A 17,452-nucleotide genomic window follows, 5' to 3' on the forward strand; every position below is an offset into this window, starting at 1 on the left:
CGATGCCGATGCCGATGCTGACGCTGATGCTGATGCTGACGCCGACGCCGATGCTGATGCTGATGCTGACGCTGATGCGGATGCCGATGCTGACGCCGATGCTGACGCTGATGCCGATGCCGACGCTGATGCGGACGCAGATGCCGATGCTGATGCCGACGCAGATGCCGATGCAGATGCGGATGCTGACGCCGACGCTGATGCTGATGCCGACGCAGATGCCGATGCTGACGCAGATGCGGATGCTGATGCAGATGCTGACGCCGACGCAGATGCGGATGCTGATGCTGATGCCGACGCAGATGCAGACGCCGACGCCGATGCTGACGCTGATGCGGATGCCGATGCCGACGCAGATGCCGATGCTGATGCTGATGCCGACGCAGATGCGGATGCTGATGCAGATGCTGATGCCGACGCAGATGCAGATGCAGATGCAGATGCTGACGCAGATGCGGATGCTGATGCTGATGCTGATGCCGACGCAGATGCAGATGCGGATGCTGATGCCGACGCCGACGCCGACGCCGATGCTGACGCTGATGCGGATGCCGATGCCGACGCAGATGCCGATGCTGATGCTGATGCCGACGCAGATGCAGATGCGGATGCTGATGCTGATGCCGACGCAGATGCAGATGCAGATGCGGATGCCGACGCCGATGCCGATGCTGACGCCGATGCTGACGCTGATGCGGACGCAGATGCCGACGCTGATGCTGACGCCGACGCGGATGCGGATGCTGATGCGGATGCCGATGCCGACGCCGACGCCGATGCCGATGCTGACGCTGATGCGGATGCCGATGCGGACGCAGATGCCGATGCTGATGCCGACGCAGATGCGGATGCCGACGCCGATGCCGATGCTGATGCGGATGCCGATGCCGATGCTGACGCTGATGCTGATGCTGACGCCGACGCCGATGCTGATGCTGATGCTGACGCTGATGCGGATGCCGATGCTGACGCCGATGCTGACGCTGATGCGGATGCCGATGCCGACGCTGATGCGGACGCAGATGCCGATGCTGATGCCGACGCAGATGCCGATGCAGATGCGGATGCTGACGCCGACGCTGATGCTGATGCCGACGCAGATGCCGATGCTGACGCAGATGCGGATGCTGATGCAGATGCTGATGCCGACGCAGATGCAGATGCGGATGCTGACGCCGACGCGGATGCTGACGCAGACGCTGATGCGGATGCAGATGCAGATGCCGACGCCGATGCTGATGCCGACGCTGATGCAGATGCCGATGCTGACGCAGACGCCGACGCTGATGCTGACGCGGATGCGGATGCGGATGCAGATGCTGACGCGGATGCTGATGCCGACGCGGATGCGGATGCGGATATTGAAGCAACGGATGATGTCATCGAGGCGAAAGTCAATCTAACGCCGACTGAAACAACACATACCCCGCCTGCGGCATCCTACTTCTTGCTGGTTGCTCTGACAGAGGGACTAAATCTTCAGGTGATTAATACGCCGAAGGTCAGTTTCAATGTCGATGCAGGACATACAGCATCTGTGACGCTGGATTATGGTGCCGCTCTCTCTGTAAGTCTGCTGGGGGATTATAAGATCCTTCTTCAGGTCAAAGACGCGAATGGTAACTGGAAGGCGGTGGCCGGTGCAGGCGGTGAAGCCAGTATTTTGTCGCTCGAGCTGCTATCGAACGGAAAATATGGTGTTAATGTCGATAATTTGCCACCGGGTGAATATCGCGCCTTTGTTCTTTACAGTGGCGTCGGGGTTGGCTTGCTCGGTAGTTTGCATGGTTCCGTGACGGATTATGATCACACTAATCCTGCCGGTTCCGAAGCAGAAAGTGCTGATGGAAATGTCATCACAGACGGTACGCCGGATACGGTCACTGAAACAACAATCGTTGCAAAGGTGAACAATGTCGACATACCGGAAGTAGGAAAGACGATTACCGGCCAATACGGTACATTGGTCATCCATCAGAATGGCGATTATACATATACGCCATTCAATCAACCCGGAAATATCGGCAAGGTAGATCACTTCGAATACACTATTCGGGACACTGTTTCAGGTAAGGAAAGCACTGCTAACCTCGATGTGAGAATTGGCAGTGACAGTATTGATCTGGAGTGGACAACACCGGATGGTCCGGCGACTATCGATCTTGTTGCGAATGATGACACTGCAGAAGCAGGTGTACAGTTCAAAAACGTGGTTGAAGCTATTCCGAACGCTGTTCTGGGTAATTTTAATACACCATTCGGCGCTGTAATAGTTCCGGGAAATGGCAACGGGCAAGCTAACTTTACTATTGCGGCAGGTGATAAAGCTGACGTGATTGTAAGTGTTGGTACGACAGGGTTACCTATCAGTGTCTTACCTAGTTTCACTATAAAAGTTTATAATGGAACGACTTTGGTTAAAGAAATCTCCGGAACTGCTCTTGCCGGACTTCCTTTGATTGGGTCAGGTATTCAGTTGCACATTGATGGTCTTGGCGCCGGTACGTATCGTATTGAAGCTTCAAGCGTGAATACGCTCGGTACCGGTTATTCCAGTAATATCTCTGTTAGTAAGACCGTTACACATCTGACTGAATTTGAAGTCAAAACAGTAACGGGTGTTGACGGAAATATTCTGAGTAATGACGGAACTTCAGTGTCCACATACACCAAACTGCAGGTTCAGTCCGGCAACAGTTTTGTGGATGCGACGAAAGCAGGAACTGTGATTGCCGGTCTTTACGGCACTCTGACAGTCAAAGCTGACGGAAGTTATCATTATCAGCCGAACACCAACATTGCTCATTCGACAACAGACCTGACAGATACATTCCATTACAAGCTGGTTCTGCCAAACGGCCATGAGGCCACGGCTGATCTGGTGGTTACACTGGATGTACATGACGGGACTGCCATGGCCCGAATGGCAATGACGGAAACGGCGCTGCCTGATAATCCCGAAGATCCGTCTTCGCACTCAGATACTGCTGATAATCATCAGCCTCATGACAGCCCGGATAGTCCGGCCCATCACGAGGACGTGGTTTCACTTCCGGAAATGCTGCTTCAGCATGAAGAGACTGACTTCTCTGACAGTCTGCATTTCTCCGGATCTGAAGATGGTAACAGCGATCTGAGTGTTACTCTGGCCGATCTCATCACCAGTGATGAAAATGCTGATGCAGATATTTCTGATCTGTTTAGTGCTGATGAGAATACCGGAACAGAGACACCTGTCCCGTCAACGCCTGTGGCAGAACTGGAAACAGTGCCGGATACAGCTGCGTTGATACCTTTGACAGACTCAGAGCAAGACAACTGGTCACATCATTCTGTGCCGGTTCTGTAATTCTTCTGACGACGAAACTTTCCGTGCCGGTGTTTTGCATCGGCACGGATGCCTCACAGGAGGAGTGAGGATGTTTGACGTAAACGGACTTTGAACTCGGTTTGCCGGAATTCAGAGACGGAGGGGAATGTATGGATGTGAATTGCCTGATGCGATACGGCAGAAACCTGTTGGTTGGTATCGGAATATTTATTGGTTTTCTGGTCTATATCGCTGGCAGTGAGGCATATGCTGCTAAAAAAACAAAACAGCAGGCTGCAGGGTTTACTCTGGAAAATGCTGTCAAAAGAGCTGTTCAATGGCATCCTTCTATTGATGAAGCGGTGAATAATCTGAATATGCGGCAATCGCGTATTGATGAGGCGGAAGCCGGCTATCTTCCGCGCATTTCTGCGGGAGCCAATTCGGGTTATAGCAGCCGTGACCGTAATGGTTGGCGACCCTATATGAGTGTCACCGCCACGCAGATGATTTATGACTTCGGAAAAGTGCGCAGTACAGTCGATGTGGCGTCAGCTGGTACAGAAGTCGGAAAAGCACAATTATTACTGGCAGTTGATCACCTCATCCGTGAAACGGCGACAGCTTATATTGAAGTGCAGCGCTATAATGCGCTTCTCGCTGTGGCAAGGCAGCAACTGAACGGTGTGAATACGGTGGCCAAACTTGTAAGCCAGCGCTCACAGGAAGGTGCCAGCACCCGTTCGGATCTGCTGCAGGCGGAAGCGCGTGTAGAGGCCGCTGAAACCACTATTCTTGAAATTACCACCCAAATGGAGCGCTGGGAAAGCAATCTCGCTTATCTGACGGGCGCGAAAGGCAAAGTCGGTGTGAATACCACTGTGCCTAAATGGTTTGATGCAGCCTGCAATATTAAAAATCCGGACTGGAATAAGGTGCCGGCCATTATACAGGCTGAAGCACAGGGCAAGGAAGCACTGGCACAATTGGCGGAAACGCGGGCGCAGGCACTTCCGACACTCTCTCTGAAAGCAGATGCCGGCTATGATATGGATGCAACCACCAGCCGGAAAACAGAATTTAATGTCGGTCTGTATATCAGCGGCGATCTTTATCAGGGCGGTGCAGCAACAGCACGCCGTAATGCTGCAGGTTATGCATTGCGCGCATCAGAAGCTGCGCGGGACAGAGCGCGGCTTGATGTTCAGCATAGCTTGCGGGAGGCGAGTGTACAGACCGGCAGTATGGGGCGCCTGCTCGGGTCTTTGTCTGCACGGGATAAAATGATGCAGGAAACCCGCGATCTTTATCAGAAGCAATATATTGAACTCGGCACCCGCACATTGCTTGATTTGCTGAATGCTGAACAGGAACTGCATCAGGCAAGGTTCAACAGGGTCAATACACTGCATGATATTCGCCGCCTCGATGCCGACTGTCTCTATAGCAGTGGCATGTTGCGGTCTTCCTTTGCGCTCAACGGAATTTCTGTCAGGGGAGTTGTGTTAACACCATGAGAGATGAAAGCCAGCAATCCGATATTCCGCAATCTGAAACTGTTCAGATTATCACTGATACCAATAGTGAAGCACCGGCCGAAGCACAGACTGCCGGAGAACAACAAGGATTTCAGATTCAGCCCTGGCTGGAAATGATGCGTATCGTTGCCACTTATTATCGTCTGCCAATTTCGGCAGAAAGTGCACGTCTTGCCGTGGCTTGGGATAGCCATACCAATGAATATGATAAGATCAGCTATCTCGCGCGTCGTATGCATTTGCAGGTGAAGTATCAGGATCCTGCCGAAATTCAGTTATCCAGCTGGCAGTTGCCGGTGATTGTGCAATTGAAAAGCGGCCAGATCGGCGTCGTGATGAAACTCAGCAGTTCTGGTGAAGCCGGTATTTGTTTTGCAGGTGACGGTGGTCTGCAAAGCCCCGCTGAGGCATCACAATTACTACAGGATGCGGAGGTCGTTGTTATTGCCCGTCCGGCGCGGGCAATACCGGATGCGCGTGTTGATGCCTATAACAGTCCTTACGATAAAAACTGGTTTCGTAAAATTGTCCTGCGGGACATACGTCCTTATGGTCATATTCTGCTCGCATCGCTGATTGCCAATACTTTAGGGCTTGCAGGTATTATCTTCTCAATGCAGGTCTACGACCGTGTGGTGCCTTCGCAATACTATCACACACTTTATGTTTTGTTTTGTGGTGTGCTTTTAGCGATCGGGATTGATTTTGTGATGCGCCGGACGCGCATGGCAATCATTGATCATTTGGGAAAACGTTCCGATATCCGCGTTTCAGACCGGGTTTTCGGTCATGCATTACGCGTCCAAAACAGCAGCCGTCCGACATCTACCGGAACCTTTATTTCACAGATACGCGATCTGGAACAGGTTCGTGAATTATTGACCTCCACAACTGTTTCAGCACTGGCTGATATTCCGTTCTTTCTGCTGTTTCTGGTGATTTACTGGTTTATGGGCGGCGTACTGGTATTAATTCCGCTCGGTGCCTTGTTCTTTTTGCTCATTCCGGGGCTGCTCGCTCAACCTAAATTACGCAAATATGCCTCGGCATCCATGCGTGAGGCTTCTCTGCGCAATGCCATGTTGGTTGAGACTGTACAGGGCATTGAAGACATTAAAACCCTTCAGGCTGAAGAGCGTTTTCAGCAACAATGGAACCACTACAACAGCGTCACAGGAGAGGCGCAACTCCGGCTTCGTCACGTTACCAATATGCTGACCGTATGGACCCATAATGTGCAAACCGGTGTTTTCGCCGTGGTGGTGTTTACCGGTGCGCCGATGGTGATCGCCGGAGATATGACAACGGGTGCACTGGTTGCCTGTTCTGTACTTGGCTCCCGCATGATGGCGCCGATGGCGCATATTACGCAAGTTCTCAGCCGTTTGCAGCAGGCCAAAGTTGGTCTGGTCAGTCTGAATACTATTATGAAAATGCCGATTGATTATCCGGAGAATGAAAACCGTATTCAGACGCCGTATATAAAGGGGAGTTATTCTTTTAAAACGGCACTTTACCGCTACGGCGATGAGAATTCCCCGCCAGCATTATTGTTACGTAACCTCAATATTAAAGCAGGTGAAAAAATCGCGGTACTGGGCAAAAATGGCTCGGGAAAATCCACTTTGCTACAGGCAATGTCTGGTCTGATGCAGGCAAAATCGGGAGAGGTTTTGCTGGATGATCTGGCAATGAACCATATTGATCCGGCCGATATTCGCCGTGATGTCGGGCTTCTGACACAAAATGCCCGCTTATTTCACGGTACTTTGATGGAGAATATCATTATGGGCGCGCCTCAGGCTGAGCCTGCACAAATTTTACCGGCGCTGAAAATGGTCGGTGCAGATGAATTTATCCGCAAATTGCCTAAAGGACTGGATCATATTGTGCTGGAAGGCGGGCTTGGCCTTTCCGGCGGCCAGAAACAATCTCTATTGCTGGCAAGATTACTGATCCGCAATCCTTCTGTTTTGCTGCTGGATGAGCCGACAGCCGCCATGGATGAGGCTACCGAGCGGCATTTCATTGATAATCTGCGCAAATATTCCGGTGAGAAAACTTTGGTTATTGCAACCCACCGGATGCGTGCCCTTGATCTGGTTGACCGTATTATTGTTGTCGAGTCAGGCGTCATCGCACTCGACGAGCAAAAGGAGACCGCCCTTAAAATCCTCAAAGGATTGGCAAATGTGCCGCCTCCCGCGAGGACGATGAGTCAGGCGTCGTGAAGAACAGTACATCTGCGTTTGCTGAAGCGGGTTCATAGAAATCCGGTCATCATCGTTATCAGGAGGAGTGAATGGCGTTTTCTGATACAGATAAAAAATGGAAAATGGCGACGGGTTTCGACACAGATGATGATGTGAAACTGACACGCTCAAGACGGGTCATATGGTATTTTATGATCAGTTTGTGTGTGGCAGGTACATGGGCATATTTTGCAGAACTTGATGAAGTTTCAAGCGGCAGCGGGCGAATTGTGCCGACGATGCGTGAGCAGATTATTCAATCACTGGAAGGCGGCATTGTTGCTCAGCTTGCTGTGCGGCAGGATGATCTGGTTGTTCCGGGGCAGATATTGGCGCAGCTTGATCCGACAAAAAACGAGTCCAATGTTGAAGAAAGCGAGGCGCGTTATCGTACAGCGCTTGCAAGTGCTGCACGCTTGCAGGCCGAAGTGAATATGGCTGATCTGGTCTTCCCGAATTCACTTGAGAATTACCCCGCCTTGAAAGCGACGGAAACAGAGCTTTTCAATGCAAGGCGCAAAAGCCTTGAGCAGTCTGTTCATTGGGTGAAAGAAGCGGCCGATCTGGTGCGCAGCGAGTTAAAGATCAGTGAATCTCTGACGAAAATCGGGGCATCAAGCAATGTGGAGGTGTTACGCCTTAAGCGTCAGCTGGTGGAGCTTGAACTAAAACAGGTTGATATACGGTCGCAATATATTGTTCAGGCACGCGAGGAACTGGCAAAAGCCAATGCTGAAGTCTCGGCGCTTTTTCCTGTCGTGAAAGGACGCGCAGATTCACTTTCCCGTCTGACATTTCGCTCTCCTGTGCGCGGTATTGTCAAAAATATTGAAGTATCCACGATCGGTGGCGTTGTTCCGCCCAATGGAAAGTTAATGGAAATTGTACCTGTGGGCGATCAGTTGCTTGTGGAGGCACGCATTTCCCCGAGAGATATTGCTTATATCCATCCGGAACAGCGCGCGAATATTAAACTGACAGCCTATGATTATTCTATTTACGGCGGGCTGGAAGGGCGCGTGGTTTCAATCTCACCGGATACAATTCAGGATGAACTGAAGCCTGAAATTACCTATTACCGTGTCTTTATTCAGGCAAAGGAAGATGTGCTGGTCAACAAGGCAGGTCAGGAATTTCCGGTGGTTCCGGGCATGGTAGCAACTGTCGATATTCACACCGGCAGCAAAACTGTATTTGACTATCTGATAAAACCGCTCAATCGGGCGCGTGAAGCTCTGCGGGAAAGATAACAGCTCAGATGCGCTTACAAAGGAGAGCAGGGATGATCATTGTTATGCGTCTGATTATCCGCTTCATTGCTTTGCTGTTTCCGTTTGCGCAGGCCAATGCGCTTGATCCGCGCATCGGTCCTTTTGAACATACGCATCCGCAGGCATTGATGTATCCGCAAGGACATGAAAGTTTTGATCTTTATGGCGCATTGAACGGCACCTATACAGATCAGACTCATTGTGAAGGCATTGCAAACAGTTTCTGGATAAAAGAACCGCCAGACGGAAATAGTGGTGATTGTATCCGCTATTATCCCTATGGATTAAAGCAGGATAATAATCCGGTTGCGCTTATCTATTTTAACGGTGATGTCATTTTGCGTAACATACGCGATGAACGCTTTATTGCTCCGAGCTATCAGGGTATCACGCCTTACAGCCTGCAATATGATATGACTGAATGGTCAATTCAGGCGCAGACACCTGCAATACTTGTGGCCAGACCTGGTATTTACGGTTCCTCCGGCGATCATAATATGCGTCGTTATCCGCTGGAGATCGACTTGATGGATGATGCGCTCAACCAACTGAAACAGCGTTATTCGATTACAAAATTTGTTCTGGTCGGCCAGTCCGGTGGCGGACACATCATCGCTTCACTGCTCAACCGCCGAACGGATATTAAAGCGGTCTTCATTGCATCAGGACTATTATCTGTTGCTAAAACGCTGACTTATAAAGCCAATATTCCCCGTGTGACCGGCTCTCTTTTACCGGATCCTTCAGGTTATTATGATCCGGTCACGGAGGTTGCAAAAGTTGATCGCAACCCGCCACCGGATATTTTTATCCTGTCGGATGTGAAAGACCGGTCTGTTCCTTTTGCCACGCAACTGGATTATGTCCGCGCTTTGCGGGAAACCGGACTGAAGCCCTTTCATATTGTTACAACGGGTGAGGGAAAACAGCATCATCTGCTGTACCGGCAGGCACGCCTCGGTGCTGTTATGTATATGAGAAATGATACGCCAGCTGATATTGTCAAAACTCTTGCTGATCCGCGAACAGCGCGGGTTAAAACAGATGCCCCGCTCTGACAGAAACAGAGCAGGGTAATTCCGTCCTTATTGCGCAGCGATATTTTTAATCCATGTTACCAGTTCATGGATTTTTGTGCTGTTCGAGCCTTTGAACAAGATTGTATCCTGCTCTTCGATTTGTTCCCGTAATGCTGTTTTCAACTCTTCCATCGATGGTGCATAGGCGCCTTTGATTGCATCGGGCAGGCATTGCCAGAAATTTTTATAATGCTCTCCGGTAACGAAGACTTTGTCGACGGGAAGACCGGCAATAAACTCTGCCAGATCTGTGTGATATTGTTCGGCATTGAGGCCGAGTTCAGCCATCTGACCGAGAACAGCAATGCGCCGCGGTGCTGTTGTATGGGTGGCCAGATTTTCCAGTGCAGCTTTCATCGAGCCGGTATTGGCATTATAGGCATCATCAATCAGGGTTATTGGTTTGCCATCAATTGTAAGCTGGCTTTGTTCACCGCGTCCTGAAAGTGCGTTGAATACGGATAATTTTTGCAGTGCATCATTAAGCGGATAGTTCAAAGCGGTGACTGCAGCCAGTATGGCAATGCTGTTTAAAGCCATATGTTCGCCTTCGGCTCCCAGCTCATAGCGGATTTTGATCCCCCGCAAACTTGCTGTTACCTGACGGGTCTGCGGCCGATAATCTATCAGCTGAAATTCACAATCAGACGTGCAGCCATATTCAATAATATTGAGCCGGCGGGCTTGAGCTGCACTCAGTACAGTCGGCCATTCCTGCATATTCTTGTTCAGGATTGCCGTATCGCCCGGCTTCATACCTGAAAAAATCGCACTTTTGGTAACCGCAATATCATGCAGTGTTGTAGTATCACTGAGATGAACCGGCAGAATATTGGTAAAAATTGCCAATTTGGGTGAAGCCATACGGGCACTGCGTCCCATCATGCCGACGGCAAGTTCCAGCACAATGTGTTCGCTGTTCCAGTCAAATGAGGCCAGGTTCCATGCAACACCATATGGCCGGTTCGCATTATGGACACTGCGTTCAGTTGTGCCATAAGCTTCAAGCACATGGGCAAGCATAGCGGTTGTTGTCGTTTTACCGGCGCTGCCCGTGACGGCACAGACATGGCCCTTTATCTGGTGTCGTGCATAGCTCCCCATATCCAGAATAGTTTTATCAATATCCGATACTTTCAGAACCGGAATGTCTGAAATACCCAACGTCTCCGGATTGCTGCTGATAATAGCGGCAGGAGGGGGGGACATCTTTTTGATAATAACCGGTAAAACACCCTTTTCAGTCAAATGCGACTTGGCAACGACAATATTTTGATTTTGCATGGCGGGTGCAAAAATGCACAGACCTGTCGCACCCCAGTTGCGGGGCGGTTGCTGTACCCATTCACCGCCGGTCGCTTGAAGCAGTTTTGCTGACGTCCAGTTGAATTGTTCTGTGGGTATTGTTTGTTCATTGATTGTTGTTTCGGGCGGAGGAATCTGCGCACGATTGCTGACAAATTCAAAGAACTGGCGTTGTATTTTCAGATAACGCAGATAGGCGATGAAGCCTGACAGATAATGCTCAACATCATCAATCCGCACACGGAAAGAGTGATGACGGATGAAAAAGGAACCCAGGATTTTTTGCGGTTGTTCATAGAACATGGCCAGTTCCGGCCAGAAATAGCCGTTGAGCAGATAATGTGCACGGTGTTCCAAAGCGAGATAAAATTTAAGCAAATCAATCTGGTCAAGCAGATGCTGCATTTTAGGCATTGTGCTGATCCGGCTCAGCATCTCGCGTGCAGCCATCATCAGTTCAAGCAGGGTCGGGAAAGTGGTGATCCTGTGGTGAACAAAATCCAGATAATCAGCGACGTTTTGAATACCGAAACGGAAATATTTCTCTTTCGGCCGGTATATCGTCAGTTCATTTACACAATAGCTGAGCCAGTGGTCATGCGCTTTCCAATGTTCGGCTTTGATAAAATATTCAAAGGCCTTTTCAACGCAGGACAGCCAGCGTTCATCCTGTGTTAAAGCATAGAGACGCATAAGACCGAATGCTGCTTCCCCATCATAATAGATGATACGGAACTCTTCTTTCAGCTCCAGTGACGGAAAGCGGAAAACATGATTGAATTTACCTGTTTCCGGATCCTGCATGGCAGTGATGCCAAGTGCCAGTTGTTCAAGCAGTGTCAGATAATCCTGCGTACCGGTCAGCTGACTGTATTTGGTTAAAGCCAGCAGGCAGACAGCATTACCTCCCAGTTTAATCTCTTTATTGGCTTCAACAAGATAAGATGCAGTTTGGCCATCGGGCAACTGTATTTGCCTGATTAGCTGTGCTGTCAGGCAGTTCAGGCTGAGATCAATTGCTTCTTTCAGTTTGTGATCGCGTGTCACTTCCCAGGCTTCGATCATGGCATAGAGCGAACTCGCATGACGAAGCGCATTATAAGACGGAATAGGGCGGTCAAAACACGGATGCCAGCCATAGTGAAAACGACCGTTCATTTTCACTTGTTTGGTCAGATACAGACTTGCGTTTTCAATCAGTTCATTGACTGTAACGGCATCCAATTTATCAATAGCGCGTCTGCCTGCATTTCTGCCCGTACCATGTAAAATATATGAGTCCGGCTCTTCCAGAGTTGTAAACATGGCTCCGGTTGTGAAGGTGAATATTTCTTTGTCCGGACTGAAATCTATTGTCTCAAGGTCAAAGCGTTTGCGTGCAAAATGCAGGAAATTTTTCTCATTAATAATCGCATTAGCAATATGTGCACCACCATAGAGCATGGCATTGGCGTTTAGTTCTGTTTCGAGAAAAGCCTGATTAAAACTTGCATCCAGTGAAATGCCTTTACGAAAATAATTCCGTTTTATTTTTTCAAAACCGTCGCGAAGTTGCTGCCACGTTGTTTTTTCGACCTCGCTGACCCAGTCGACTCTTAGCCAACGTATTTTCAGGCCGAGTGAGCTGATACGGCTGCGCATTTCGGTAATAGCGTTTTGCCAGCCTTGAGCAAAATCAGCATGTTTGGTGATAATTGTCTGTGCGTGACTTTTTTTGTCGCTAAAAGTAAAGAACAATATATATTGACTACCTGCTTCACCAACAGGTTTAATTTGCTTTTCAATACGTGTCCGCAAACGAGAAGCAAGTAATGTTGTAATTTCAGGCCTCAATCCACGATCCCCTCTTATTTGTAATTCAGAGTAAGTGACGGATTCGTACGTGCATAAGGTAATTTAAATAAAAGTTATTGTACAATTATATAATTTAGGAATAAACATTTAATCGCGTTTTAATGCGGCCGTAACGCAAATAATTCAGCCGGAATTTTACATAAACCGGCTATTGCAGCGCTCATCTGCTGCTGAATGAGTGGACATTGTTACGGCCATAGACGAATTATTTTCCAGGATGATGGGCCAGCATTTGCATCATAGCGCAGGCGTTTATGATTACGGTCTGATGCGCCTTGCCAAAATTCGACGCTGTCAGGATCAACGGTATAAACCTGCCAGACTTTTGAGATATATTGCGGATTTTCAGTCAGGAAGGCTTCCGCTTCTAGTCGTTGTTGGTTGAGTTCCTGATCACTTGTCAAAATCTCACTTTGTTTGCTTGCAATGGCGCTGACACGGGAACCAATCGGACGATCCATAAAATCTTCGGCACATTCTTCCGGACTCAGCAGTTTCGCCACACCACGCAGCCGGACTTGTCTGCCTAAAGCCGGCCAATAAAAAGTGAGAGCAACTGCGGGCAGTGCTTTGATCTGTTCAGCTTTCGGACTGCCGGCTTTGATCGCAAAGTGCCAGCCACGGTCGTCTACATTTTTCAAAATAAGAACGCGTGCGTCAGGTTGCCCGTCTTTATCAATACTCGATAAAGTCATGGCATGCGGCTCCCGAATACCGGATGCAATCGCATCGTCAAACCAGTTCGCAAAAGCCTCGTGTGGTGTAGCCGGAAAAATTGTGAAATCCACATCGGGCAAAGGTGCTTTCAGAGAGGGAAGCTGCCGGAGTTTTTGTTTCATGGACTGGGTTGAACTGGTCATGGCTTCCGCTTGATGTACTTTGATTATTATCTATATGAGCGTTTTGGTTGCGCTGCTGTTGATGTGTTCGGCAATCATCTGCGTTATCGTGCGCACAGGACGTTGCGGATCGCTTTGCGAAAACAGACCCAATGTAACCGGAAATGACGGTGCAAGCTGGGACAACTGGCGCAGCACACGGCAATCCGGCGGAATTGTATGATAGGTCATCAGTCCGACACCAACGCCGACACGGATTGCGGTGCTGACTGCTGCGAGCGCACCGGCCTCACAAACCATCGTCCAGTTTATGTTATTGAGTGCATCTACTGCCCGTTCCCGCCATGGGCATAACTCATCAAACATGATGATCGGCAAAGTGCCGTCCGGTGCAATACAAATATCATCCCGCACCGTCCAGTAAAGCTGTTCTGTCCATTCGATCACCGGCTTGCGGTCAAGAACACTGACATCACAAATGGCAAGGTCGATGTTCTTTTCTTCAAAGCGCGCGCCTAATGTGCGGTTGTTTTCAACCACAATATCAATCTGCACATCTTTGTACTGATCGCGGAATTTTTTTAAAATCTCAATCAGGCCGGAAGAGGCAAAATCTTCCAGTACTCCAAGCCGTACACGGCCAGAACCGGACAGGCTCGACAGTCTGCCAAGCACATCATCACTGATACGCAAAATCTCCTGTGCCTGTGACAACAGAACCATGCCCGCCGCAGTCATTTTGAGGCCGCGTGCAGAGCGTTCAAACAGTTTGATATCCAGTAATTCTTCCAGCCGTTGAATCTGCATGCTGACAGCCGCTTGTGTGCGGTTGAGACTGCGAGCAGCACCATTGATTGTCCCGACTTCAACCACCGTCACAAAGGCGCGCAACAATTTTGGATCGAGATCAATCATTCAATTTTCCTTATATCCTTATAGGAATAAACACAGTATTCAGGTTCTGTTTCTTTTGTAAACGTAGTTCTCATATAAAAAATGATTATACATAGCCGGATTTGAAAATGGCGTGCGGGAAACTGATCAGGTTTTTCAACACTGCATTTTCAGACGCTTATGCATGATCAGTTCAATAAAAACGGGAACAGTCTTATGCAGCTCATTCGTAAAAAATTATTGTTTTTTGCACTTTCAGCATCCGTGCTGACAGCTTGCACCAGTGCGTCTTTTGCGGAGGACAATGCGGTTTTAAAAATTGCGACTGAAGGCGCATTTAAACCGTGGAATTTCACCGAACCATCGGGAAAACTTGCCGGCTTTGAAATTGATCTGGCCGAAGATCTTTGCAAACGTATGAACCGTACGTGCGAAATCGTGGCGCAGGATTGGGATGGTATTATTCCTGCGCTGAACGCTGGCAAATACGATGTGATCATGGCAGCCATGAGCATTACGGATGAGCGCAAAAAGGTGCTGGATTTCTCGGTGCCTTATGTTGCTACCTATCACGCGACGATGCTGCCGGAAGCTGCTGTCGGGCGGCTCGCAGAAGATACACAGCGCTATAATTTGTCGGATGAAAAAGCATCAGAAGCGCCGGTTCGTCTGCTGGCAGAAGAGCTAAAAAATAAAACTGTTGGCGTTCAGCTGGCATCAACCAATGGTGCTTTTCTTGAAGCCTATCTCAAGAATGATGTGACGATCACTTATTACAAGACGGTTGAACAGCTCAATCTTGATCTGCAATCCGGCCGTATTGATGCAACAATTGCTGATCTGACGGCCTTGGAAGCTGAATTGAAAAAGCCTGGTTTTTCAGGCTACAAAATTGCAGGCCCTGTCCTAATGGGCGGAGTTTTCGGGGAGGGCGTGGGCGCTGCCATGCGTAAGGGAGATGATGCTTTAAAACAGCTTTTTGATACGGCGATTACCGCTGCGATCAAGGACGGGACTGTGAAGCAGCTTTCTGAGAAATGGTACGGCACGGATATCTCCCCGTTGTGACGGGCGGAATGAAATTTACTCTGGGAAATGGAAACGAAAATGACGGAATATCTGAAAAGCGCGGCACGGTCGGTTCAGGCAAGAAAGCGTATCGGTGATTATATCGAAACCACGCCTCTGATTGCCTCGCGTGAAATCGGTGCGGAAACCGGTTCAGATCTGTATTTTAAGGCAGAGCACTTACAAAAAACCGGCTCTTTCAAATTCAGGGGGGCAATGAGCAAGATCACGGCTTTGCCGGAAGATAAGGGCGTTATCACTGCCTCGTCGGGCAATCACGGTATTGCGTCTGCACAGGCCGCAGCATTGCTGAACCGTCCGATGACCGTCTATCTCGGTGTTGGTGTATCAAAAGCAAAATTAGCAAAAATCCGCTCCTATGGGATTGAAGTTGTGCTGTCCGGCGAGGATTCAGGGCAGGCGGAAGTCCATGCACAGGAAGCGGCGGTTAAACGCGGTCTGACCTATGTATCGCCTTATAATGATGAGCAAATTATTGCCGGACAGGGAACAATAGGGCTTGAACTGCTGGAGCAGGCGCCGCGCATTGATAATGTGTTTATCGCTATGGGCGGTGGCGGCCTGATCAGCGGCATCGGTTCTGTTTTGAAAAGCTTTAGCCCGCAAACCAAGATTTATGGCGTTGCGGCTGAAGCATCCTGTGCGCTGGCTGTTTCGATGCAGGAAGGCAAGGTTGTTGAAACCGAACATCTGCCAACCCTCGCTGACGGCGTGGCAGGCGGTATGGATGATGACAGTATTACACTGCCGCTCGCCATTGAAGTCGTTGATGAAGTGGTGACATGCTCGGAAGACGAAATTGCCAGTGCTCTCGCACAGCTTGCCATTAAAGAGCATCACCTTGTTGAGGGGGCGGCAGGGCTCGCTCTTGCAGGATATCTGAAAGTTGCGGAACACTGCAAAGGTCAGGTGAATGTGGTTTTGCTCTGTGGCGGGAACTTCGAGTTCTCCACGGTTCTGAACGTTATTAATTCTGCAGAAAATGCCTGACCCGATAAGGAAACAGCCATGGCCAGCCTTGAAATAGATTGGACAAAAGACGGCAGGCAGAGTGCTTATATTCATTTGCCAAGCTCTGTGAATACCAGTGCGTGGCAGAGTATCCGCATTCCGGTTTATCTGCTGAAAAACGGTGCCGGTCCGGTAACATTGCTGCTGGGCGGCAATCACGGTGATGAATATGAAGGGCAGGTAGCTCTGTCAAAACTGGCACATCATTTAAAGCCGGAAGAGATCAGGGGCACGATTGTGATTATTCCGTCTCTCAATTTGCCGGCGGTTATGAGTGGTCAGCGTCTGTCTCCGATTGATGACAGAAATCTCAATCGTGAATTTCCGGGGGACGCCAAAGGCTCGGTGACACAGCGGCTTGCACATTTTGTGTCGACGCAACTGGTGCCTCGTTGTGATAATGTGATTGATCTGCATTCCGGCGGACGCACGCTGAATTTTGTGCCCTGTACATTTATTCATGCGCAGGGAAATGAGGCGGAAAATCAGAGGTTTATTGATGCGGCACTTGCTTTCGGTGCGCCGCTGACGGTCATCATCCGTGAACCCCATGCGGATGTTATGCTGGATGATGTGGTTGAAAAAAGCGGCAAGCTGATGCTCTCAAGCGAACTTGGCGGCAGTGCCTGTATCAGTGTTGAGACTATGACACTGACCTATGATGGTATCCTGTCAACCTTGCAGCATTTGAACCAAATTCAGACTGTGAATGGCAGGAATGTTGTAAAGCAACCTACGCAACGTCTCGTGACCGTGCCTGATGCGGGTTACATCCATGCCGATGACACCGGATTATACGAGCCGGTTGTGCCGCTTGGCACTGACCTGCAGGCAGGTGATATTATCGGCTATATCCACCACACTGATCGCAATGATAAAGCACCGTCTCCGGTAAAAGCGCCTAAAGATGGTCTGCTATTCTGTGTGGCCGGACAGGGGCTTGTCCGGCGGGATGATACAATCGTGGTTATTGCTGTGGATCATCAATAACAAGCTGGCTGCGCGGTTTT

Annotated in this window: 12 protein-coding genes; 9 read left to right on the forward strand and 3 right to left on the reverse strand. The window is 49.5% G+C overall.

Annotation, left to right across the window (positions count from 1 at the left end; genetic code table 11):
- The 6 genes from DFR47_RS22015 to DFR47_RS18075 all read left to right on the forward strand — a co-directional run.
- The coding region (locus DFR47_RS22015; protein ID WP_210207338.1) for a hypothetical protein at positions 1-1,403 on the forward strand (1,403 nt) is incomplete at its 5' end.
- A gap of 44 nt (positions 1,404-1,447) precedes the next feature.
- On the forward strand, positions 1,448-3,349 hold the full coding sequence (locus tag DFR47_RS21850) for a BapA/Bap/LapF family large adhesin (protein ID WP_170137540.1): 1,902 nt from the start codon (positions 1,448-1,450) through the stop codon (positions 3,347-3,349).
- Between the two features lie 131 nt (positions 3,350-3,480).
- Positions 3,481-4,827: a TolC family outer membrane protein gene (locus tag DFR47_RS18060; protein ID WP_245416637.1), complete on the forward strand. Its 1,347-nt coding sequence runs from the start codon at positions 3,481-3,483 to the stop codon at positions 4,825-4,827.
- Positions 4,824-7,079 carry a type I secretion system permease/ATPase gene (locus DFR47_RS18065; RefSeq protein ID WP_113945904.1) on the forward strand — a complete coding sequence of 752 codons (2,256 nt, stop codon included), beginning with the start codon at positions 4,824-4,826 and terminating at the stop codon, positions 7,077-7,079. The genes DFR47_RS18060 and DFR47_RS18065 overlap by 4 nt, the downstream gene beginning before the upstream one ends.
- A 71-nt stretch (positions 7,080-7,150) precedes the next feature.
- Entirely contained in the window at positions 7,151-8,350 is a 1,200-nt protein-coding gene (locus DFR47_RS18070) for a beta-barrel domain-containing protein (protein ID WP_245416638.1), read from the forward strand.
- Positions 8,351-8,382: 32 nt separating this feature from the next.
- Positions 8,383-9,429, forward strand: a complete 1,047-nt coding sequence (locus tag DFR47_RS18075; protein WP_170137546.1) for an alpha/beta hydrolase family protein — start codon at positions 8,383-8,385, stop codon at positions 9,427-9,429.
- Positions 9,430-9,456: 27 nt separating this feature from the next.
- On the opposite strand, the gene DFR47_RS18080 is transcribed toward DFR47_RS18075, so the two are convergent.
- The 3 genes from DFR47_RS18080 to DFR47_RS18090 all read right to left on the reverse strand — a co-directional run bounded on the left by DFR47_RS18080 (position 9,457) and on the right by DFR47_RS18090 (position 14,363).
- Positions 9,457-12,588, reverse strand: coding sequence for a Mur ligase family protein (locus DFR47_RS18080; RefSeq protein ID WP_245416639.1), 3,132 nt, complete (start codon positions 12,586-12,588; stop codon positions 9,457-9,459).
- Positions 12,589-12,797: 209 nt separating this feature from the next.
- Complete coding sequence (locus DFR47_RS18085; protein ID WP_245416640.1) at positions 12,798-13,469, reverse strand: pyridoxine/pyridoxamine 5'-phosphate oxidase; 672 nt, start codon at positions 13,467-13,469, stop codon at positions 12,798-12,800.
- 30 nt (positions 13,470-13,499) lie between these two features.
- A complete protein-coding gene (locus DFR47_RS18090; protein ID WP_113945907.1) occupies positions 13,500-14,363 on the reverse strand; it encodes a LysR family transcriptional regulator in 864 nt (287 codons plus the stop codon).
- Positions 14,364-14,558: 195 nt separating this feature from the next.
- On the opposite strand from DFR47_RS18090, the gene DFR47_RS18095 reads away from it, so the two are divergent.
- Genes DFR47_RS18095 through DFR47_RS18105 form a run of 3 tightly spaced genes read left to right on the forward strand, consistent with a single transcriptional unit; the run spans position 14,559 to position 17,432 of the window.
- Positions 14,559-15,410 carry a transporter substrate-binding domain-containing protein gene (locus DFR47_RS18095; RefSeq protein ID WP_113945957.1) on the forward strand — a complete coding sequence of 284 codons (852 nt, stop codon included), beginning with the start codon at positions 14,559-14,561 and terminating at the stop codon, positions 15,408-15,410.
- Positions 15,411-15,449: 39 nt separating this feature from the next.
- Positions 15,450-16,421, forward strand: a complete 972-nt coding sequence (locus DFR47_RS18100; protein WP_113945958.1) for a pyridoxal-phosphate dependent enzyme — start codon at positions 15,450-15,452, stop codon at positions 16,419-16,421.
- A gap of 18 nt (positions 16,422-16,439) precedes the next feature.
- On the forward strand, positions 16,440-17,432 hold the full coding sequence (locus DFR47_RS18105) for a succinylglutamate desuccinylase/aspartoacylase family protein (RefSeq protein WP_113945908.1): 993 nt from the start codon (positions 16,440-16,442) through the stop codon (positions 17,430-17,432).
- The last annotated feature ends 20 nt before the right edge of the window (positions 17,433-17,452 follow it).

Origin of the sequence: Pseudochrobactrum asaccharolyticum (assembly GCF_003314995.1) — a bacterium.
GTDB lineage: Bacteria > Pseudomonadota > Alphaproteobacteria > Rhizobiales > Rhizobiaceae > Pseudochrobactrum > Pseudochrobactrum asaccharolyticum.

What these genes read in the sequence shown, in the direction of transcription:
- DFR47_RS18075 (WP_170137546.1), top strand. Translation starts at nt 8,383, where the DNA reads ATGATCATTGTTATGCGTCTGATTATCCGCTTCATTGCTTTGCTGTTT.
- DFR47_RS18085 (WP_245416640.1), bottom strand. Translation starts at nt 13,469, where the DNA reads ATGACCAGTTCAACCCAGTCCATGAAACAAAAACTCCGGCAGCTTCCC.
- DFR47_RS18100 (WP_113945958.1), top strand. Translation starts at nt 15,450, where the DNA reads ATGACGGAATATCTGAAAAGCGCGGCACGGTCGGTTCAGGCAAGAAAG.
- DFR47_RS18060 (WP_245416637.1), top strand. Translation starts at nt 3,481, where the DNA reads ATGGATGTGAATTGCCTGATGCGATACGGCAGAAACCTGTTGGTTGGT.
- DFR47_RS18070 (WP_245416638.1), top strand. Translation starts at nt 7,151, where the DNA reads ATGGCGTTTTCTGATACAGATAAAAAATGGAAAATGGCGACGGGTTTC.
- DFR47_RS18065 (WP_113945904.1), top strand. Translation starts at nt 4,824, where the DNA reads ATGAGAGATGAAAGCCAGCAATCCGATATTCCGCAATCTGAAACTGTT.
- DFR47_RS18105 (WP_113945908.1), top strand. Translation starts at nt 16,440, where the DNA reads ATGGCCAGCCTTGAAATAGATTGGACAAAAGACGGCAGGCAGAGTGCT.
- DFR47_RS18095 (WP_113945957.1), top strand. Translation starts at nt 14,559, where the DNA reads ATGCAGCTCATTCGTAAAAAATTATTGTTTTTTGCACTTTCAGCATCC.
- DFR47_RS18090 (WP_113945907.1), bottom strand. Translation starts at nt 14,363, where the DNA reads ATGATTGATCTCGATCCAAAATTGTTGCGCGCCTTTGTGACGGTGGTT.